Origin of the sequence: Trichodesmium erythraeum IMS101, from assembly GCF_000014265.1 — a bacterium.
Lineage (GTDB): Bacteria > Cyanobacteriota > Cyanobacteriia > Cyanobacteriales > Microcoleaceae > Trichodesmium > Trichodesmium erythraeum.
Window position 1 is genome coordinate 1,278,806 of sequence record NC_008312.1, and the last position, 20,263, is coordinate 1,299,068.

At 35.5% G+C, this 20,263-nt stretch carries 13 protein-coding genes and 2 pseudogenes; 9 read left to right on the forward strand and 6 right to left on the reverse strand.

Features of this window, described 5'->3' with window-relative positions; genetic code table 11:
- Positions 1–1,147: 1,147 nt before the first annotated feature.
- Positions 1,148–2,086: a glycosyltransferase gene (locus TERY_RS03805; RefSeq protein ID WP_011610613.1), complete on the reverse strand. Its 939-nt coding sequence runs from the start codon at positions 2,084–2,086 to the stop codon at positions 1,148–1,150.
- A gap of 489 nt (positions 2,087–2,575) precedes the next feature.
- Between TERY_RS03805 and TERY_RS03810 the strand changes: the two genes are divergently transcribed.
- A complete protein-coding gene (locus tag TERY_RS03810; protein WP_011610614.1) occupies positions 2,576–3,217 on the forward strand; it encodes a TenA family protein in 642 nt (213 codons plus the stop codon).
- A gap of 649 nt (positions 3,218–3,866) precedes the next feature.
- Here the strand turns inward: TERY_RS03810 and TERY_RS03820 are convergent.
- Complete coding sequence (locus TERY_RS03820; protein WP_011610616.1) at positions 3,867–5,159, reverse strand: pentapeptide repeat-containing protein; 1,293 nt, start codon at positions 5,157–5,159, stop codon at positions 3,867–3,869.
- Between the two features lie 98 nt (positions 5,160–5,257).
- On the opposite strand from TERY_RS03820, the gene def reads away from it, so the two are divergent.
- Both def and TERY_RS03830 read left to right on the forward strand, forming a co-directional pair.
- Entirely contained in the window at positions 5,258–5,821 is a 564-nt protein-coding gene (def, locus tag TERY_RS03825) for a peptide deformylase (RefSeq protein WP_011610617.1), read from the forward strand.
- 268 nt (positions 5,822–6,089) lie between these two features.
- On the forward strand, positions 6,090–6,290 hold the full coding sequence (locus tag TERY_RS03830; RefSeq protein WP_011610618.1) for a hypothetical protein: 201 nt from the start codon (positions 6,090–6,092) through the stop codon (positions 6,288–6,290).
- 472 nt (positions 6,291–6,762) lie between these two features.
- Here the strand turns inward: TERY_RS03830 and TERY_RS36135 are convergent.
- A pseudogene (locus TERY_RS36135) lies at positions 6,763–7,201 on the reverse strand (hypothetical protein); the annotation flags it as partial.
- A 179-nt stretch (positions 7,202–7,380) separates the two neighbouring features.
- Positions 7,381–8,277, reverse strand: coding sequence for a hypothetical protein (locus TERY_RS03835; RefSeq protein ID WP_011610619.1), 897 nt, complete (start codon positions 8,275–8,277; stop codon positions 7,381–7,383).
- Between the two features lie 156 nt (positions 8,278–8,433).
- Here TERY_RS03835 and TERY_RS03840 point away from each other — a divergent pair, with 156 nt between their 5' ends.
- Entirely contained in the window at positions 8,434–10,365 is a 1,932-nt protein-coding gene (locus tag TERY_RS03840; RefSeq protein WP_011610620.1) for a mechanosensitive ion channel domain-containing protein, read from the forward strand.
- 243 nt (positions 10,366–10,608) lie between these two features.
- Positions 10,609–10,785 (forward strand): hypothetical protein, encoded by a 177-nt coding sequence (locus TERY_RS32250; RefSeq protein ID WP_155994288.1) that lies wholly within the window; start codon positions 10,609–10,611, stop codon positions 10,783–10,785.
- Positions 10,786–10,975: 190 nt separating this feature from the next.
- Here TERY_RS32250 and TERY_RS03845 read toward each other — a convergent pair whose 3' ends face one another.
- Positions 10,976–12,451, reverse strand: coding sequence for an AAA-like domain-containing protein (locus TERY_RS03845; RefSeq protein ID WP_011610621.1), 1,476 nt, complete (start codon positions 12,449–12,451; stop codon positions 10,976–10,978).
- A gap of 703 nt (positions 12,452–13,154) precedes the next feature.
- Between TERY_RS03845 and TERY_RS03850 the strand changes: the two genes are divergently transcribed.
- From TERY_RS03850 to TERY_RS29780, 4 genes and pseudogenes are all read left to right on the forward strand, one after another.
- Complete coding sequence (locus tag TERY_RS03850) at positions 13,155–15,308, forward strand: hypothetical protein (protein WP_011610622.1); 2,154 nt, start codon at positions 13,155–13,157, stop codon at positions 15,306–15,308.
- 450 nt (positions 15,309–15,758) lie between these two features.
- Complete coding sequence (locus tag TERY_RS03855) at positions 15,759–17,120, forward strand: MAC/perforin domain-containing protein (RefSeq protein ID WP_011610623.1); 1,362 nt, start codon at positions 15,759–15,761, stop codon at positions 17,118–17,120.
- 169 nt (positions 17,121–17,289) lie between these two features.
- Positions 17,290–17,385: pseudogene (locus TERY_RS32255) on the forward strand (IS1 family transposase); the annotation flags it as partial.
- Positions 17,375–17,665 carry a hypothetical protein gene (locus TERY_RS29780; protein WP_011610624.1) on the forward strand — a complete coding sequence of 97 codons (291 nt, stop codon included), beginning with the start codon at positions 17,375–17,377 and terminating at the stop codon, positions 17,663–17,665. The pseudogene TERY_RS32255 and the gene TERY_RS29780, both read left to right, overlap by 11 nt.
- Positions 17,666–18,453: 788 nt before the next feature.
- Here TERY_RS29780 and TERY_RS03870 read toward each other — a convergent pair.
- Positions 18,454–19,809, reverse strand: coding sequence for a vWA domain-containing protein (locus tag TERY_RS03870; protein WP_196797213.1), 1,356 nt, complete (start codon positions 19,807–19,809; stop codon positions 18,454–18,456).
- Positions 19,810–20,263 lie beyond the last annotated feature (454 nt).

The following is a 20,263-nucleotide window of genomic DNA, read 5'->3' on the forward strand; positions in this document are numbered from 1 at the left end:
AGTTAATTCTGGTCGGGAGGTGTAGAATATGATAGATGTCTCAAACAGAAGCAACTCTAATTACTACTAACACTACTGCTACACTTCGTCTGAAACGAAATTAATAGAGACCAAAACAAAAAGCCAGTAAGAAAATTATAGCTTGGTACTCAGCACCTAGAGTTGTGCTTGGCTTGGGCGTGCATTCATAAAAACTGGAAAAAAAAATTATCACCGTTTTTACTTTTATTAGAGTTGTTAGGAATTAAGAAAAAAAAATAACCAGCACCCTTATCAGTTGAGGTTTATAGTGTTTTTGCTCTAAAATACTGAACAGCTGATATGGTAAGCCTTTAATTATTTTATATTTTCCCAAACCAAACAACTCTATTATATAAAACTTCTAGCTTTTGACTCTAGCTTTTTGACTTTGGCTTAGTGCTTTCTGTCTTTGTGTCTTCTGTCTTTGAGTTCAAATCTTTGTATTGTTAAATAATGAAAAGCACTATAATTTAACAACTACAACCAACCGTACTAAAGACAAACCTCAGCCACACCTGCTCGAGTCATTGCTACCAGAAATAGAGAATTGAAGTCAACCTTTTAGTTAACTTCAGTAGTTCTCTCCATGCCTGATAAAATCCATATTTTTTTTCAAGTTTCTTGACAAAGGAAAGTAAAATATTTGCTGTCTAAACCTCTATACCTTGCTCCTGCTAATTAGTTTCATTCCGATCAAACAGAATCATAATTTCTAGATATTTATTACCATCAAACCATTAGAACCAATTCATAGTCCAAACTCATCTCAGTTTTTCTCCTTTTATCCTTGAAATTGAAAAGCGATCGCCTCAAAGTTTCACTAATTTATTACTATTGACCCCACAAAAACTGAAACATTCTCTGTTCATATTTAAGAATATATGTATGATTTATATATTTATACTAAAAAAAACTATTTAGGTCATGCTGCGCAAAAAAATGCATCAAAGTAATAAATTGCTAAGTTTATCTAATCATCTGGGTTAGGGGTAGGTCCCCTAGTTCTTAAAAAAACTTTTTCAGCAAAACCAAATTACATTTTCATTTTATTTAAACAATTACTATACAGCAGATTTAATTGAGAGTTAATTATAGTTTTCCCAACTAAGATATCAGGGTAAAAAAGTTAATTTCTATCCTCAAAACCCACCACTTCAGATAAAGTATAAAGAGGTCTACCTTTTACTTCTTCATAAATTCTTCCGATGTATTCTCCTAAAATTCCAATACTTACTAATTGTACTGCTCCTAAAAAGAAGATTGCCATCATAATAATTGCCAAACCCGTTAACGGAGAATTTGGATAAAAAATCCGCCAATATAAAACCAAACAAGCCATCAATAAAGCCACACAAGCAGCAAATAATCCTACATAAGTAGACAGTCGTAAAGGTACCTTAGAAAAAGACACCAAACCATTAATTGCTAAAGTTAAAGATTTCGCAAAAGTATATTGAATATTTCCAGCAAAACGAGGTTCCCTCTCAAACTTAATTGCTGTTTGTCGAAAACCAACCCATGCCCTTAAACCCCGAATATAACGATTAGTTTCTGGCATTTTATTTAACAGATCTACTACACATCTATCCATCAAACAAAAATCACCCGTATCAATAGGAATTTCCACATCTGCCAAACGTTTTAAAACTCGATAATAAATAAAAGCAGGAAGTCTTTTAAACCAACTTTCTTGATGTCTTTTTGTCCGTTGAGCATAGACAACTTGATAACCCTGTCGCCACTTTTCAATTAAGTCAGGAATTAATTCCGGTGGGTCTTGCAAATCTCCATCTAAAACTACAATAACTTCCCCCCTAGCAAAATTTAAACCAGCAGTAACAGCAATTTGATGTCCGAAGTTACGAGCAAAACTTAAATAACAAATTCGAGGATCTTTTCGATGGAATTCTCGGATAATTTCGAGAGAGCGATCGCGACTCCCATCATTAATCAAAATTAATTCTACATCTCCATCTATTCTCTCCATAACTGCACTGAGCCGCCGATATAACTCAGGCAAATTTTTTTCTTCATTATAAATAGGAATTACTAAAGAATATTTCATAAAATCAGGAATAGGGCTTTAGTTATCTAGGATATAATAAATTATCTTCTACTATTATCTAAATCTCTAAAAATTAAGTCTTTTTGACCCATACCTATAGAGACATTTCTTAGAAAATCTCTATATTCTTTTTAAGAGATTCCTCAAAATATTAACCAAATATCATACCACTAAACCTCTACTCTAAATCATTATCAAAGAGCCACCATTTTTTTTCAAAAAATTATGATAATATAAAAAAATAGGTAAATTATTATATTAAAATTTAATCTTATTATCAGCGCCATTATTAATGCTATTATAAATATTATACCTTAGTCCGTAAGTATCTTCATTCTGATACAGATACCGCTTTTCATAAGTAGTGACGTAACCGAAAAAGTACTTAATTAAATAAACTACTTTGGTTTGTAAGTGAGATGCTCAGACTATTAATTAATTTTCATCAAAGATATACTCATCCTCTCATATACTCCATTAAAAAAAACTATGATCTCAAAAAATCTTTGGAAAAGTAATCAGGACTTAGCAACAGCTTGTTTGTGTCATCCTTTTGTACAAGGAATTGCTAATGGTACACTACCGCAGAAAAGTTTTGCCTATTATGTAGGACAAGATGCCTTTTTCCTGAAAGCATTTGCCCGTGCTTACAGCATTGCTGCTGCTAAGTCTGACGAATGGAAAACATTTGAACTATTTCATACCCTTGCTGGTGGGGTGAAAGAAGAATTAGAATTGCATCAAACCTATGCTGCTAAATGGGGAGTAAATTTAGAAAATATTACCCCAGGGTTTGCCACACGGCGTTACACAGATTTTTTATTAGCAACGGCTTGGGGTAATAATATTGGGGCGATCGCTACAGCCATGACTCCTTGTATGCGGCTCTATGCTTTTTTGGGGCAACAGTTAGCCACACCAAAAATTCCAGAACACCAATATTCTCAATGGATCCGTACTTACAGCACTCAGGAATTTTTACAGTTAGTGCAAAACCTAGAGAAAGTTACAGACCGCTACGCAGAGAATATTCAAGAAACAGAATCAATTTATTGTTATGCCATGGTCTGCGAACGAGATTTCTTTCAAGCAGCTTGGGAAATGGGAAAAGGAGCATACCGTATTCATTAACCTTTCTTATCTATCAAAAAAATTAGCCCTCACCAAAACTTGAATGGAGTTTTCAAAATTAAAAACCCGTTCTGATGACAACAGAGACTGCAAAACAAATTCACAGTTTGAGCAAGTTTGAGAACAAGAATTTCTTCTATAGACTTCTCCAAAAATACCAATTTGGTAACGGTGGGTTAAAGTATTGAAAACCTTTTTTGGAGATATTTTATCAACAACTATTAGTTGCGAGCCATATAGTTTGCACTTATACTTGTGCCTGGCTACGAAACTCATAGAGCCCATATAAATACTCACCTCTATTGCTCCCCTACCAGCGAGGAGATGGGGGTAGGTTATGGTTAGCTATTCTACCTGAACAGAACAGTTTTCTATTGCTATCTAGCTATAGTTAAGAGCCAAATAAGTAGTTAATTTATGTAATAGAGTTACCGCTCAAGAGAGAGATAAAATCGCTCCAAACTAGACAGAGCAATAATTTTAAGTTTTTTTAGTCGGCAATAGCTATAATCTTTACTGAACTTGGTTTTTGGTTATTTTTTAAGTTATAAACAGACAAATCTAATGTGTTTTTTCTCATGTCAGCTATTTTGTTGTCTACTTGATCTACGTTAAGTCGAGCTTTTTTCCAAAAAGATTTAAAAACAATTTAACGCCCTAACTTATTTGGAATACCTCCACAACCATTTGGTATAGTTTTTCTACTTCTTTCTCCACTCCAAGCACAACAATAATAATGTTGTTCATCAGACAACCGCTTCACTTCCGTAAAGTCAACATTTTCTACCACAGCACCAGTATAAGCACCAGTTTGATAGTTAGGTATATGAGTACGACTGCGGGGAGTAGCATATTCAGCAGTACCATAGAAAAATCTGACTCCCCTCAAATCAGCACCTACCAAACTTGCTTCATATAGAATAGTACGAGAGAAATTAGCCTTGACTAAATCACAGCCACTAAGATTAGCTCTCACTAAATTAGCATCACTTAACTCTGTCCACCGCAAATCTGTGTTTTTCAGGTCAGCACCTGCTAACATTACTCCTAAATCAATAACACGAGTACCATGTTCCCTATCTTCAGCATAACCACCTTGACCATCAAATATGGGACGGCCTAGCAGTCTATCACGTTTAATTGGTGTTACCAGTCTAGACTGAGATAAAAATCTGAGAATTTTAGCTTTCCCTTCTTCATCTACACTTTTAATAATAGCCGCTGTACGACCTTCAGCGATCGCTCGTTCCTGTGGCCAATCTTCCAAGAAACCTTTTTCATCCATTGCCAAATCAGAAACCCCTTGAAAGTAAGCATCAATAGTTTGTTGTTGAGTAATGCGGTTTTGTTGAATTGTCAAATCTTTAGAAATAACGTATTGTCGCCAAGCTACATATACAGCAATTATTGCAATTAAAATTTGACCCAAAGCTCCAATAAGTTCACCCACCGCTCCAATAGCATCCCAGTTAATGTGGATATTTCTACTACCAGGTTGTTGGTTTGCCCCACTTAACATCAGCAAACCAACAATAGCTGCCAGGAGACCAAAGCAGGCAATGATTAGATTACGCCAAACTGAAGGAATCAAAGTTTTCCAGACTTTACCCCAACTAGGCCAAATCATTTTGACTGAAGATAGTATTACTATAATAGCACTGGTATAACCAAGCAGCACATTATCTATGGCTAAACCCAGAATCATCAATGCGATCGCTACTAGAGTAACAATAGATGCTACAGGATTTTTTGGCCCTTCAGATTTTTGATGCTCCACTAAAGTATTGGGTGTCGCAGGGGTGGGAAGCATTTGTTCTATTTCATTATCTATGAAGTTTAACTTTTTTACAGAAGTAATTGCTTCGGGGGTACCATTTGGACTTTCTAATGTAGAGTGGGAATTAGGATTATTACTTGGAGAGAAGTTAGAATAATTATTCATTAATTTTGATGATTTTTACTTTTTGAAAATATATATAATAGAAGGACAGGGCTTTAGAGCCTAATTATTGGTAAACACTTTGGTATTCTTAAAATTGTATGGATTCTGAAATTATAGTTAACAAAGAAAAATTAGAAAACTCGCCTTTAGAAATATATTATTTAGGCGATCGCTCTTTACGCCAGTCAGCCAAGCGAGTCGCTAAAGTAGATAGTGATATGAGGAAACTAGTGCGAGAAATGCTCCAAACTATGTATACTGCTGATGGTATTGGTCTCGCTGCACCCCAGGTTAATGTCCAAAAGCAAGTTATTGTTATAGACTGTGAGCCTACTAATTCTGCTACTCCTCCTCTAGTTTTAATTAATCCTACAATTAAAAAGTACAGCAATGATATTTGTCTTTTCCAAGAAGGATGTCTGAGTATTCCTGGGGTTTATTTGGATGTTCAACGTCCCTCAGAGATTGAAGTTGCCTATAAAGACGAAAATGGCCGTCCTCAAACTCTTCAGGCTCAAGAATTATTATCTAGGGCAATTCAACATGAAATGGATCATCTTCAAGGTATCCTTTTTGTAGACCGAGTAGAAAATAAATTGGCACTGAATGAAGAGTTGGCCAAGTATAAGTTTTCTGCCAAAGATGTTAGATCTATTGCTTAAATCTTTCCACATTAGGGGAAGTCATTTTAGTGATCAGCTAGCCTATACCGGAGAAAATGAGCTTTTCCCATACGCCTAGGCAAATAGTTATCAGTTATTAATTATTAATACCTCCGGGTTAATCTAAATGATAGAAATACATAAGGCGAATATTTTTTCCCCAACCTTGAATGGCATTGTTTGAGACCTTATTTCTTGGTAAAGCAAACCGCCTAATTTATTCATTATCACAAAAAACAAAAAAAATCAATAAGTTTGGACAAAAAATATGGTAGGAACTCCTAAGTCAACCTTGTTTTTGGGTGGGTCTTGTGTAGCAGCGATCGCAGCAGTTGGCTCCATTTTTGAGTTATCCTCTGGTTCTCCAGAGCTAGGTACTGCAGTAACGGGGATAGTTCTGAGTTTAAGCATACCTCTAGCAGCTTTACTTTTTTATTTAGCAATTCAAGACGCTAAAGCTAATCAGTAAAAGTTCAAAAATGAACAGTCTACTATTTTACCAAAAATTTGGGGCTAGAGCGTCGCCCGCCCATTGGGCGACTTTTTATTTGTTTTTTTTGAATACATCTGTTATCATAGTTGGTAAATTAGTTAGTTCTGATCGGGTATTCTGAGACTAGACTTGGACGTATAAAGCAAGGGTAAGACTAGGGTCAAGTTTCGCCCTCGCTCCGAAGAAATTGTAGCAGGGTCAGAAACGTCAACCCGCATCAGAGTTTTGGCTCTCAAGAACTCCTTCCTCTGTAGCTAACAGTCGGGGATAATTTAAAGTTGATAATTGTTCTCAGTTGAGTTTAAAATATATTTTTTAGGGAATTCTTGAGTTCTCAATATTATGTATTTAGCTCGGTCCTATTTTTTGAGGAAACTCACTATGGCGACTCATTCTTTCTAAAAGCTTCCTACTTTCTCAAGTCAAGTTTCTAACAAATCTTAGAATTTCATAAATATAGCAATTTGCCAATTGGTTGTGGCAAAACTATATACTGAAAAAGTTTGGCAAAAAAGTTTAGCAAAATCGAATATTTTATCCTCAGGAAAAAACTTAAATAGCCACTTAACTATTTGAAAATAACTGCACAAGTTATAAAATTGTCTTATGAAATATTTGCCTGCCAGCCAAATATCTTCATATGGTTTTTTTCGGGGGCATTCGGAGCAAGTTTTGTACAATTAATCAACCATTCCTCTTATGATAAATCTTGATTAATTCTCATCAAATATTATCCCAATTCTATCAAATTATAATAATGTCTTCCATCCCCAAATATTGCCAATCTTTTTCCTGGTATTTGTTGTTGTAAATATTTAATAAATTCATTGAACCAGTTTCATAGTATTTTCAATATTTCCAGTTTCATACTCTTGAAATATAAATTCCAGGAATTAAATTTTACCCTCTAATTTTACTGATAAAATATGTGGAATTAATTTTGTATAACTACTTGTCTATATTTATGATTAGTATTTTTGTTGTTAATAGTAATAGAGGACTATACCATAATAATTATAGTAAGCATTCAGATATTAAATAGTTACAAATTATAACTTAATTATAACTAATTAAGTGTAACAACATCTATTGACCAATTTTTATTTGCAGAATCCCATACTAAAAATAACTTCAGAGACTGAGTAATATTTTCTCCTGATTTTTTTGTATATTTTACCTGTACATTTACTGTAGCTGTACCTGTACTTATATTAATTTTTTGAATATCTTGAGTCAGAACATTACTGATTCCTGACCACCATTTATAATAGGAATTATAACCCTCTGGATGTAATCTTTGATTATTCTGAAAACTTGCTGATAGTTGATTCCAAGCTTGCTGATATTTACCTTCATTCAGATTTGAATAATAATTTTTTATTGCTTCTTCAGCAGAATTTTTGGTTTGAGTATTTTCTAGCTTTGATATTGACTGAGAAGTTAATGTTGTGTTTTTTGAACTAACCATAGAAGATTCTGATTTTTCCAGATACCCTAAACTCATTTCCAAGTTAAATTCTGCCGGTTCATTAGGACTAGACACTTGCACTATATATTCTCCAGTTAAAGGTAAATCAATCAACATTTGTTCTCCAATTAGGGGAGAATCTTTCTGTGCAGCTATGATTAATTCCCGCCGTTGTAATAATTTGGTATCTGGGGCAAATATCCAAATACAAACATTGCTTGTAATTCTATAGTGAAAATCTTTGCCTGTTCTAGCATAAAATTTATATCCAATGTGTTTTTCAGAGTTAACACTATCAGATATCTTAATCAGACTTTCAGTTAAAGATAAAGACTTAGTTTCTGTTTTATCCAGACGAATTACTGGTTTTTTTGGGCATTCAATAAAGGTCGGAGTGGGAGATGTAATAGGTAAATATAACTGATTTTCTGTAGTAGAAAAGTTACTACACCCAAAGATAATTGAGATAGTGACATATAGTGGTAATTTCTTCATAACAGGGGGAGGACATCACCTCTGTCAAAACTGCGGTTATGGCCCATATTGTTGCCTAAAGACAAAGTTAGGAGTATGTCAAAATATATGATAATATTATACAGTTTTTAATACAATATGCCCCAAATATAAAATTAATTCTGTACAGGTACCTATATGGCAAGACTTCAGAAATATAAGTTGAGATTTGCCCTTGTAGTTAGCATCAGTTTACTATTAGTATTTCTACTCTTTCCTGTCCAAGCTAAAGATACAACCAGTGTCAAAGTTCCAGTAGTATTAGATGGTCGAGAATTGTTAGAAGTTGGTGCTTTAGGAAAACTGACAGCTCAGGAGAGAGCTAAATTTACGACATCAATTCTCAAGTCAGCCTTAGCAGATAGTATTGAACGAGGAACACCTCCAGATGTGAAAGTGGTTCGCTCTAATCAAAATGTGCTATTGAAAGTCGATAGTCGCCCCTTAGTGGAGATAGCAGAAGATACCTTCAACTCCATGTACTCCGAAATGCAGGTGCAAATGTGGCAGAAACAACTGCAGCAGGGTTTGGAAAAAAGTTGGCGGGAACGCACACCAGCTTATACCCGTTGGGCAGTCAAAATGCTGACTATTGCGTTTTTAATTACTCTGTTGCTTCAGGGGGGACTCGTATTGCTGTTTCGTTATGTTCTACGCCAGAAGATAAAAAATCCTCACAGACGCGGGGGTTCTTTACGACTATTAGGTTTGGTATTATTGCAAATAGCAATATGGGCGATATTTATCAATTATGGAGTTCAATTATTTCCCATCACTAGAGGCTGGTTTTACGAGATTTTTCAACTTTTAGACAATACATTTAATGCCAGAATGTTTCAGTTGGGAGAAGAAACCATTTCTCTCAACCGAATATTAACTATCGCCCTCACTATCGCTGCACTTTGGATCGGAGTAGGTTGGCTTGTTAGTATCCTCAAATCTCGCTTGCTTCCCCTCACAGGAGCAGAAACCAGTCACCAAGATACAATTGCTTTTTTTCTTCAATACGGACTGCTATCCGTAGGAGCACTCCTAATTCTCAATGCTGGAGGGGTAGATTTTCAATCTCTAGCTCTCTTACTGGGAGCCCTTGGAGTTGGTATTGGTTTTGGATTACAAAATATTGTTAAAGACTTCATTTGTGGGTTAATTTTAATTGTTGCCCGTCCGATAAAAGTTGGAGAGTTGGTTCAGGTAGGAAATTTTCAAGGTTTAGTTCAACGCATCGGTGCTAGAACTACTGATATTTCTAATGTCGAACGCTATATTATTACTATTCCTAATTCTCGCTTTATTGAAGGGGAAGTTCTCAACTGGAACCGCAGTGGTATAACTAGAGTAAAAGCTTATGTGAAAATTCCTTATGGAACAGATATTGATTTTGTCTACAAAGTTCTACTTGCTGCGGCACAAGTGGAACATCCAGATATTCTCCGCCATCCTCCACCCAAAGTAAAATTTCGGGAATATGTAGAGAATGGGTTGCAGTTTCGGATGGTGGCTTTTATCCGCGATCCTCTTAAGCAACTAGAGGTGAGAACCCACCTGTACAAACAAATAGAAAAATATTTACGAAAGTATGGAGTTGAAGTTGCTCGCCGCCGACAAGATATACATCTCAAAGACCTCGATCCTGAAATCTATGGTGGAGAGCGATCGCAAACTTCTGCAGAAGATCGACTTCTTTCTCAAGAGATGCTATCTATTGAACCACCATCTATTAAAGAAGAGTACGACTGGGAGGCGATATCTACTGCCATGGGTGGAGAGAATGGAGTTTCTATCAAAGATAGACGGTTTCACTTTAAGATCTTCAAAAATGTCTTTTTAGGTTCGGAGGCAGTAGAGTGGTTAATGATTAATGAACGAGCTACTAGGGAAGAAGCTATTCTGATGGGGGAGTTAATGTTGCAACAGGGGATAATTCACCACGTTTTGGATGAACATAATTTTAAGGATGAGCCTCTTTTTTATCGCTTTTATAATCATGAAGTTGAAGCCAATATTAATACTAATGCTAATGGCTCGGAGCATGGAATTGATTCAAAGTTACAAGATGATGCTGAATAATAATTTTTTTTCTGGTTCTATTCTTTGATCAAGAGTAAGATCATGTCCGGATAATGAGTTATCAAAAAGTATATGGTTTGTAGTAGGGCTTTAGCTCTAGGAGTGTCACGTTGGCATACTTTTCTGTATATGGCGTGTGCAGTAGAGATACATGGAATAAGAGTGTATTTTAGCTCAAAATTAAGTCCGATAAGTGAATTAAAAATGCCTTTACAAATGTGAAAGTAGAATCTTCAAACTGTAGTGAATAAATTGATTATTTTAGTCAGAGGAGGTAGTAGACTAAATTTTATTGATCCCAACTTCTTTTTGGTATTTCTGGAATTACCGAAAAAAGCGATCGCTCATAAAGCAAAGACAATTTTTCGGACTAATTCAGTTTCTAGTTTATCCCTAATACTTACTAAACCAGAACAATAATCAAATAGTTTTTTCCCTGATTCTGTTGAAAGGTCTCAAAATACTCCCAGTGCCGCGTTCCACAACTAAAATAATAACAATGTAACAGCACCTCAGCCCATTTCAGTCGGGTACATTAATGAAATGTAATACACCGCAGTATCAGTAGCGTTTGTCAAGAGAATATCACCCACCGCCATCCCAATAACAATCAATTCAAAGCTCCCATAAAAAACGGACGAAATAACTCACAAGAGAGACTTGCAAGATTACCTTTGAGGCGAACTAATCCCATCTTTTGCAACTGATAACCAAGAGATAGTTGGATTTTTATCGGTTTGGGGTTGTTGACAATTTTAGTAAAAATCGGCAATAATTCGTGGTAGTGTTGCAGGTTCCACCATTGTTGTTGTAAATGTTCTGCATAAAGAACAGTTAGACTATCAGAATTTTCTAAAATTGCTTCTAGGGTTATAGTCTGTTGGTATAGAGAATAAAATGCTAACTGCAAACGATAGGGATGTCCGCCAAGAATAGTAATTAATTGCTGGATTTGTGATTCGGTTATTTCTTGTTGGTAGCGCTGTGCTAGCTCCTGCACTTGAGCTGGGGTAAATTCAGGTAAATTGATGAGTGTTCCAGTATTCAATAGGGAGGGATTAATTGAGGAAGGCATCATAATTTCTGTAGAATAAATTGTCAGCAGTCGTAGTTTTTGCCAAGGATGACTTTCTGTTTCCCCTGCTTGAGTTCTCCCAGACCAAGCTCGCAGAAGTTGGAGAAATTCACAAGCAATATCGGGGTAAGTAAAAAGCTGATTGAGTTCATCAATAGCTATTACTAGAGGGCGATCGCTTTGGGTTAAGATGATATCATTTAAATAGTCAGTAGCGATTGATTTGTTACCCAAAGAATTCTGCCAAAAAGCGGTTATCTGCTCATGGTAAATTGCTTGATTTGAGTGGGCTTGAGACAATTTTAACTCCTGAGTAACTCTAGCACAGAACCATTGCAGGAAGCTTTCTAGGTTCTGTAAAATTTTGAGGTCAACGAGTTGCAAATTCAGATAAAAGGTTTGATACCCCAGGGATTTAGCGAAAGCAATGATGCGGCTCATTAGGGAGGTTTTACCCATTTGCTTGGGGGCGCAGATGTTCAAAAGTGTACCTGGTTGCTGGATGCTTTTGTTACAAAGGGATTGGATTATAGGACGGTCAATGTAAAAGACAGAATCAATAGGCATCTGTCCTCCCGGTGTTTTTGGCAGATGAGATTGTAGCTTTTGTTGTGGTTTAACCATGTTTTTGCCTTGGGGGCTATTGTTCTGATAGGGCAGCAGATGCAAAGAAGAGCTGTAGGTTAGTTTTGGGAAGAAGCAGGTTTTGGCTAGTGGTATGGGGTTAATCTCCTCTAAATTCTCTTGATTGGACTGTAGGTAAACATAGTCTTCTCTTGTTAAGGTTAGATTAAAAGCCTGGAAGCAGCACTTCAAGGTACGTTTATCAACTCCTGATGAGCAGGTAAAGACTTTGCTGATGGTATTGGGGGTTAAGCCGATTTTTTCACTAAGAGATTCAAGAGTATATCGCTGATTTTGCTGAACTTCTAAGTCTGATTTAGTCTTAATAAGTTTTCTACAACCTTGAGAACTAAGGATGACACCTCTTCGACGTATAGATTTTGTCATTGTTGTTATATTCAGGATGTAATATAGTTATAATTTTAGTAAAAGTAAAATACACCCTAGTATTCATGCTTGATTTATACTTACATAATACTACTATATGTCAATAAATTTATTATCCTTATCAAGAATAAGTCAAACAATGGATAGTGTAGCAGAGGTATACAAAGTAATAGTCGAAAAAATTTTCAGGTAACTATTTCAGAAAATGATTGTCAACTTCCGGAATAAATTAATTAATTTTTTTCTGACTTCTAATTATAGCCATGAGCGCTCACATATTTACATCAGGACTTACGCAGGTAAGCTATTACTATTATACATATTACACTAGTAGCACTTTGTAACATGTAAATATACCAGCGCACGTTGCTATATGAAGCGGGAAGTAAAGTGCTTAACTTTTTAACTTGGGAAAATTATCAAGTTAAGCAATTTCCTCTCCCATTGGTGATATTATTAAGTTTTCGATAGTCTGAAATTTATACTGGGAGATACTCTGGGGAATTGATAGTACTAAGTTCTTAACTTTTTTCTTAAATTGGTAAACTTTGGTTGTGTTTACGGTAGAACGCCAACTAATGTATGAAGCATAGCCTATAAGAAGCTAAATCGCTAAATCGCTAAATAGATAAATCTTTATGGGTGTATATATAGTGTCTTTGCGTAAGTCCTGTTTATAAGATAAGGAGAAACAAATATTATTATGGATAAGAATACACCAATCTATATAGCTATTTCTGGGGGTGGGTTTCATTCCCATACAGCTATGTCTGCTTGGATTAGTGGAATTTTGCACCATTCAGAACTGGAAAGTTTAGAACAAATCTTTGAGAATGTACGTGGAATTAGTGCTAATTCCGGTGGTAGCTGGTTCATGTCCCATTTGGGTTATTCTAATGCTTTTGTGAAATCTCTGCTTGAAGACAGTCAATCAGAGAAAAGTACCTGGTCATCTTCAGGTTATTTGGGAAAAATGGGAGAAAGTTTTTTCTCCAAAGATGACGAAAAAGCTTCTGACATGTCAATCTTCTCGCCGGTGAAAATTGAGACATTTCTTGCCAAATACATTGACTTGTTCAACGTTTATGCAGAAATTTTCCCCAATGGAAATAGAAGATGGCATCAGTTTGTCACCACCAAGGTCTATGAGCCTCTCGAAAAACTGGGAAATGCAGAAAATGGTTTTGAAACTATGAAAGGCAAAAAGCTAAGCGAGACGAATGATCGCCTTCCATGGTTCAGAGAAAAAGACTTTGTCATTGCTGCAGGTCTTTTGAATTCCAAGGTGGTTCTTCATGCAACTGGGGGGTTGGGTAGTACAAATCAAGTCTACTCGGTCAATTCGGCTGATGGCTCAAAATTGAGAAATTTTGTCCCCATGTGTTTATCCGGTGTAGCAAACGGTCGAAAAGCAGCACCTGTATTTGTGAGTGGTCCACAAGAGGTTATATATAGTGAAGAGTCGAAATGGAGAATCCCATTGACTGCAAACCATCCCCAAAACTTAAACTTGTTGGATGCAACTATTGCATCTTCTTCTGCTATTGCTTTTTTAGCGAGTGAAAGTAGCATAGGAGAAATGATACCAAGTCTTAACGAAGGTCTGACTTTTGAATGGATAAGTTATCAGGAAGCAGATTTTGCTCCCCCAATAAGGTTTGGAAATGATCGCATCGAAATATTAAAAACTCTTGAGCGTGCTAGTTACGATGAATTTGCGAATCAAAAAATGGCCAGGGTAGCAGATGGGGGATATCTTGATAACACTTCAGTTGTCTTCCAACTACGTCATATGAAAGAAAATGGTGATTTAAAAGATGGCTTTCATCTGGTTCTATTTGTGAATGGTTCCGACGAAGGTGTCAAATACCATGGTTATGAAATGAATGTAGGTATTGCTACACTATTTGGGCATGATGGACTTTCCGAAGCTCACAGAGCTGAGAGAGTGAAAAAAGGAGAAAAAATTCAACCTGAGGAAGGTTCTATATGGAACAGTCCTTTTAGCGATCTTTGTATGGAAATTCCCTCGCCCCATGTTTTTGAGACTGAACCGTTGGAAAATAATACAGCCATATCAATGTGGAATTGGAAAAGCAAGGATGAAAAAATCTCGTTGCAGGCTCGTAAGATACCTGTTACTACAGTAGAAAACAAAACCTATGGAATCTCTGCTGGGGTAATGGGTACCATTTATATTTTTGAGGTGACACAACCTGAATCTTTTCCTATGCCAACGCACAGAGATATACTAGAAACCTATGAATATTTATTTGAAACGATTAGAAACGAGGCTTGTGCAAAAAACCAAGCATTGTCCCATCTTAAGGAGGCATTGGCACTAAAGATAAACATCCCAACAGATCCGCATCCGATCCCTGAGATTGTTAAGAAGAACGACAATATTGTGCTTCAATGGAATAGTGATGGTAGTTATCTATCTTCCTCAGATTCTGGTTTTAGATATTATTTGGCTACATTAAACCGATTAAAAAGTTACGCTAAAATACATAAGTTTGATAATATGTATAGTGATAACCTGCACCATGGGGACCTAGTTCGTATAAAAACAACAGAGCAATTCAAGGGTATATGGAACCAACGCAAGCTTCTTGGTGCTTTTGCTAATAGTTATGAATTGTACTACTGGAGTGATTCTGGTGACAAGACTAATTGGATTATTGAAAAGGCTGCTGGTACAGCCCAAGAAACGGAAATTGCCTATGGTGAGAAAGTTTATATTAAGAATAAGTCTTATAATCAGTATCTGGTGTTTGCCAAGGATGGTTATTTAACAACCAAAAAAATACAAAATCCCGGAGATGAACATACATGGGTTATTCATAGGCCTGAATAAAAGCTTAAAGCACTTTTATGATCGCTTTTATAAATCTAAATACTTACTCAAGCTTTCCCTTCTTGCCGTAATACATTTTGTCGTGAGGAATGTAGGTTTTACAGCGCTTTTCAAATTAATGAACTACATCGCCATAATCAAAACCTTGTAGGGACGTTGCATGCAACGTCCCTACTGTGATCTACCGACATGAAAACTGCTGTAACTTGGGAAAAATTCCTAACTTAAGCAATTTCCTCTCCCATGGTGGTGATATTATTAAGTTTTCGATAGTCGGAAATTTAGACTGGAAGACACTCTGGGGAATTGATGGTGCTAAGTCCTTAACTTTTTTCTTAAATTGGTAAACTTTGGTTGTGTTTAGGTAGAAAGCCAGCTAAATTGAAAGTCAGCTAAAGGGAACTAAATTCCCCTTGCTGATGGCCTGTTCATAAAAAATAACTCAAAATTATGACACAATTTACAGAGAAAGAAATTGAAGTTATTCATAATTATCTTGGACGAGGATATAGAGGATACGAAAATTATGCAACTGCAAATAGTATGACATATCCATTGTTTGACTTGAAATCTTGTAGAGTTGATGATTATGTGGATTTACTGAGAGCGACTACATATGAATCCGAAGTCATTATAGGTAAGAGTATGCAAGAGTACATAAAAAAACTCTCAATAAATGCAGGTATTTCTGTTGGTTACGCATTCCTTGGTGAAATTGAAAATCGCTTCGACATGTCTGATGACAAATCAAGCAAACGTACTAACGAATACATATCTTATGATATAAATAACACTCTGTATCGAATTACTTTAAAGGGCAACGTGCCTCTCTCTGAGCAATTTCAAGAAGACTTAAATAGTCTTGACGCAACCACTTTATTTGAGAAATATGGTACTCACTATCTAAAGTCAACTTGGATCGGTGGTAGAATTTCCTTTTCAACGACAATAGATACATACGGGATGACCGATGATATGAGGAAAAAGTTTGCGTTTGTTACTAAGAGGAAAGTCGGTAATTGGACAGGTACTAGTGATGTAGAGCTAACTAGAGAGGAAAAGGATATTAGTGAGAAAATGAAATCCAATAGCATAGTTCGTGTATGGGGAGGTGATCCAAAGCTAGGTAGAGACATTGAGAGGGCAATACAAGGTCATACCGTAAGTGATATTTATCAACAGTGGGGTCAAACCGTTGAAGAACGACCCTACATATCCGATTTTGACCATGGCCAAGGACTAGTGCCGATTTATGAATTAGCTACTGGAACACGGAAAGAACAATTGAAAGAACAATGGGAGGCGTATTGGCAGGATAAATCTGATAAAGAGGAGGGACTCATAGGACCTGATCTTGTTAAGAAAGATCACACGATCGTACTATCGAGTCGTGATGGTCGTTATCTATCTTTCTCATATTCTGGTAATCAATATTATTACGCTAAATTGGGAAATAATCCGTTATCCCACCAATTAGATACTAATAATGAAGACCTGTGCCATGGGAACATAGTTCATCTCAAAACAACAGAGCAATTCAATGGTAAATGGAACCAACGCAAGCTTCTTGGTGCTTTTGCTGATAGTTATGAATTGTACTACTGGAGTGATGATGGTGACAAGACTAAGTGGATTATTGAAAAGGCTGCTGGTACAGCCCAAGAAAAGGAAATTGCCTATGGTGATAAAGTTTATATTAAGAATAAGTCTTATAATCAGTATCTGGTGCCTGCCAAGAATGGTTATTTAACAACCAAAAAAATACAAAATCCCACAGATGAACATACATGGGTTATTCACAGACCTGAATAAAAGCTTAAAGCACTTTTTGGATTGATGAACCACATCATAATAACCTAAACCCAGTAGGAGCTTTCTGGCTCTTAAGCTCCTACTTTGGCACACTTTGGTTGTGTGGTAGTGAATCAAGAAAGTGTGGGAATGATTTGATGAATATAGTCCCATTATTGTGGAAATAATTATGGAATGTCCTCTGTGTAGCCATCCTAAACCCCATAAGCACGGAAAAACCAGTAAAGGAACTCAACGATACTATTGTCCCAAATGTGGACAAACTTTATAAATTTGGTAAAGTCTGGGCACAGACAGAGATAACAGTGAGGTTAGCGATCGCCTATTTCAATTGGATTTTGGTTCATCGTCGCAAAGAAAATACTGCTGCACAAAGAGCTGAGGAACGCGATCGCTCCTTGGAGTTGGAACGACCATTATACTTCTCCCACACTTTACGCTCTGCACTACCGGCATCTTTTTCATATATTTCTGTATATAATTGTGCTGACTATTCTAAATCTTTATCTTCTAATTCTGACTGTAATTTTTCAAAGCAAACTTAATCATTTCTGCTTCATCTTTAAAGCTATAATTTTGATGATGGAGAAGAAAATTGAGTTGAGTTTCTTCAATATTTAATGTTAGTTTTTGGTTCATCTTTCTAGCTAGGATATATAGGAGATATTTTTGATTTTAAAATAAAAATAGAAAATTTAAGTACAGCAAAGTTTTTGATAATTAGTATTATCTTTAAAAGTTGAAAATTGTAAACTTCCAACTTGCAACCCTTAAAACCAGAATTAGAAACCTACTATCAAGATAGAATATTAGTCTTTAAATCTGAACCGATAGGTAATACAGAAACAATCATTGATCAGCTCAAAACAGAAAGAATTAATGAATTAACATCGAGATAAAAGCTTGATTGGCTACAATGGCTTTATTTCCTAAATTATGGACTAATCATCCTCAACATTCAGCTTGTCTTTCACGATTAAAAAAAAGTCAAATAAAAGGGAATTTTTTCTGATTAAAAGTCACTTAAATCCTGAATTTGTAAGTTTTTCTATGGGCAGGCTTAAGACCTTATTTTTTGGTCATATCAGATTATTATAATAGTAGTTTACTAATATTCTAGCAAGTAATGGGAATATTACAGCCCTACTTAATTGATGAACTACATCGCCATAACCAAAACCTTGTAGGGACTTCCTAAGAACCTCCCTACTCTGGTCTACCGTGCCGGAAAACTGCTGTATGAGAATTGCTATCTGTTGAGGGGGTTCTTGACATTTTGTGACATAGGGACAAATTTTAACGCCAACTTACTTATTTACTCACACCTATACTTTTATTGAAACTCTCGTTTAATTGATTTTGCCCATAATAAAAACGGTATTACACCACCTCCTAATAATGCTGCTAATGTGAATAAAAAAATGATGATTCTAGTCAGAGGAGGTAGGGAGCGCGACACCCAAGGAAATACATAAGGCTCTAATTCAGAATCTACTAAATTATTAGGCAACTTAAAACTAACTTGTACATTATGTAATGAGCCACGGTCAGCATTTATTGGTTGAATATAATTAATTTGATACTCATCAAATAAAGCCTCTAAAAATTCGGTCAAACTGGTAGAAATATTTTCAGCATTTCCCGAAAATTCAGCAATACCATTAGTTACTCCTGCGATTTGTTGTAGTCGCCTTTGATCAACAAATTCTTCAGCAGCAACTTCTCTTAATTTCTCTGATCCATTACTTTTTTTTCTGCCTCTTTTACTAATATCTCTAATAGTTGGAGATTGCTTTAAATCATATTTTTGTTGCAACTGTTGGGGAGTCAAACCATAACCTAAAGTATGCACAGTAATATTAGGATAACTTTTTAACATAAACATCATTTTTTCAAAATCTTGTGCTTCTAATTCTGGTTCATTTTCTCTATTTCCATAAATACTATGATAGCCATCAGAAAGTAAAATTATTGAACGTCTTGGCTGAGGTAAATTAGAATTTATTGGTAAGTTAAAACGAGTATCTTCAGGATTACCAAAAAATTGTACTGCCTGACGCAAAGGTTCATAAATATCTGTAGCTGCACAAAGATTATCTAGTTTACTCTCTAATTTATTGAGAGTCTGTTCGACCTTTTTTTTACCAGCTAAAACAAAATTATCTAGTTGTTTTTTCCTGACTTGATTTCCCGGACAATTTTTACCTCCTTTGCCAAAGGGCACGATGGAAATTCTGGTATTTTCTCCCTTTTTAGCTAAATCTTGATTGAACTTTCTAATAGCAGCGATCGCTCCTTCTAATTTAGTTTTTTCTCCACTACTATCCAATTGTTTCATACTGCCACTAAAATCTAATAAAACAATTACCCAAGCCGGAGGTAATTCTTTAGGTTGAGGAATTTTCAAATTAATATCTGCCTGGTTTAAAGTTTGACATTCTCCAGTTTTAGGGTCAGATTTTGGCGGACAAACTGTTAAGTTAAACTCATTTTTTTGCATACCTCTTATTGGTTTATTTTTTTGGTCGTAGACTTTAACCCGGAGGGTGACTTTTCCTTCATTTCTATCAGGAATAGCCTCAATTATTTCCAGATTTTTGACTTTAGCAAAAACAGGATTAATGTAGCAAATTACTATTAATAAAGATAGACTAAGATCCCGGGCAAAAAAATAGATTTTAGTAGACAAATATGAATAATTTTTTAGAATTAACATTTTCAGCATTAAATGTAATTAAGTCGTTATATTTGAGTTGAATTGGTGTACTTTCAGTCAGGCGATCGCCAAGATATTCTATTCTATTAAAAAAGTTGAGATTACGTACTAGAATTATTTGGCTAGATGGGAGGTATAAGTCAGCAATATGTAATAGTAAACCGGGAAAAAATATTCATCCAAAATTGTTAAATGCCTAAAATTTTAATTTGAGCTGAACCTATTTTAAGTTTGCTTTTAGGAGGTAATTGAATGGATATTTTTTTTTCTTCAATTTTATCGGTTAAGTCATTACTAAAAAAATTATTCTGGAAAATAATTATTTATGAATATGGGGATAATTACTAGATATTTTATTTTGACTAATATTGAAATTTTTAAGGTCTTTAAAACCTTTTCCAGCAGATAATTAAGTTATACAATATAT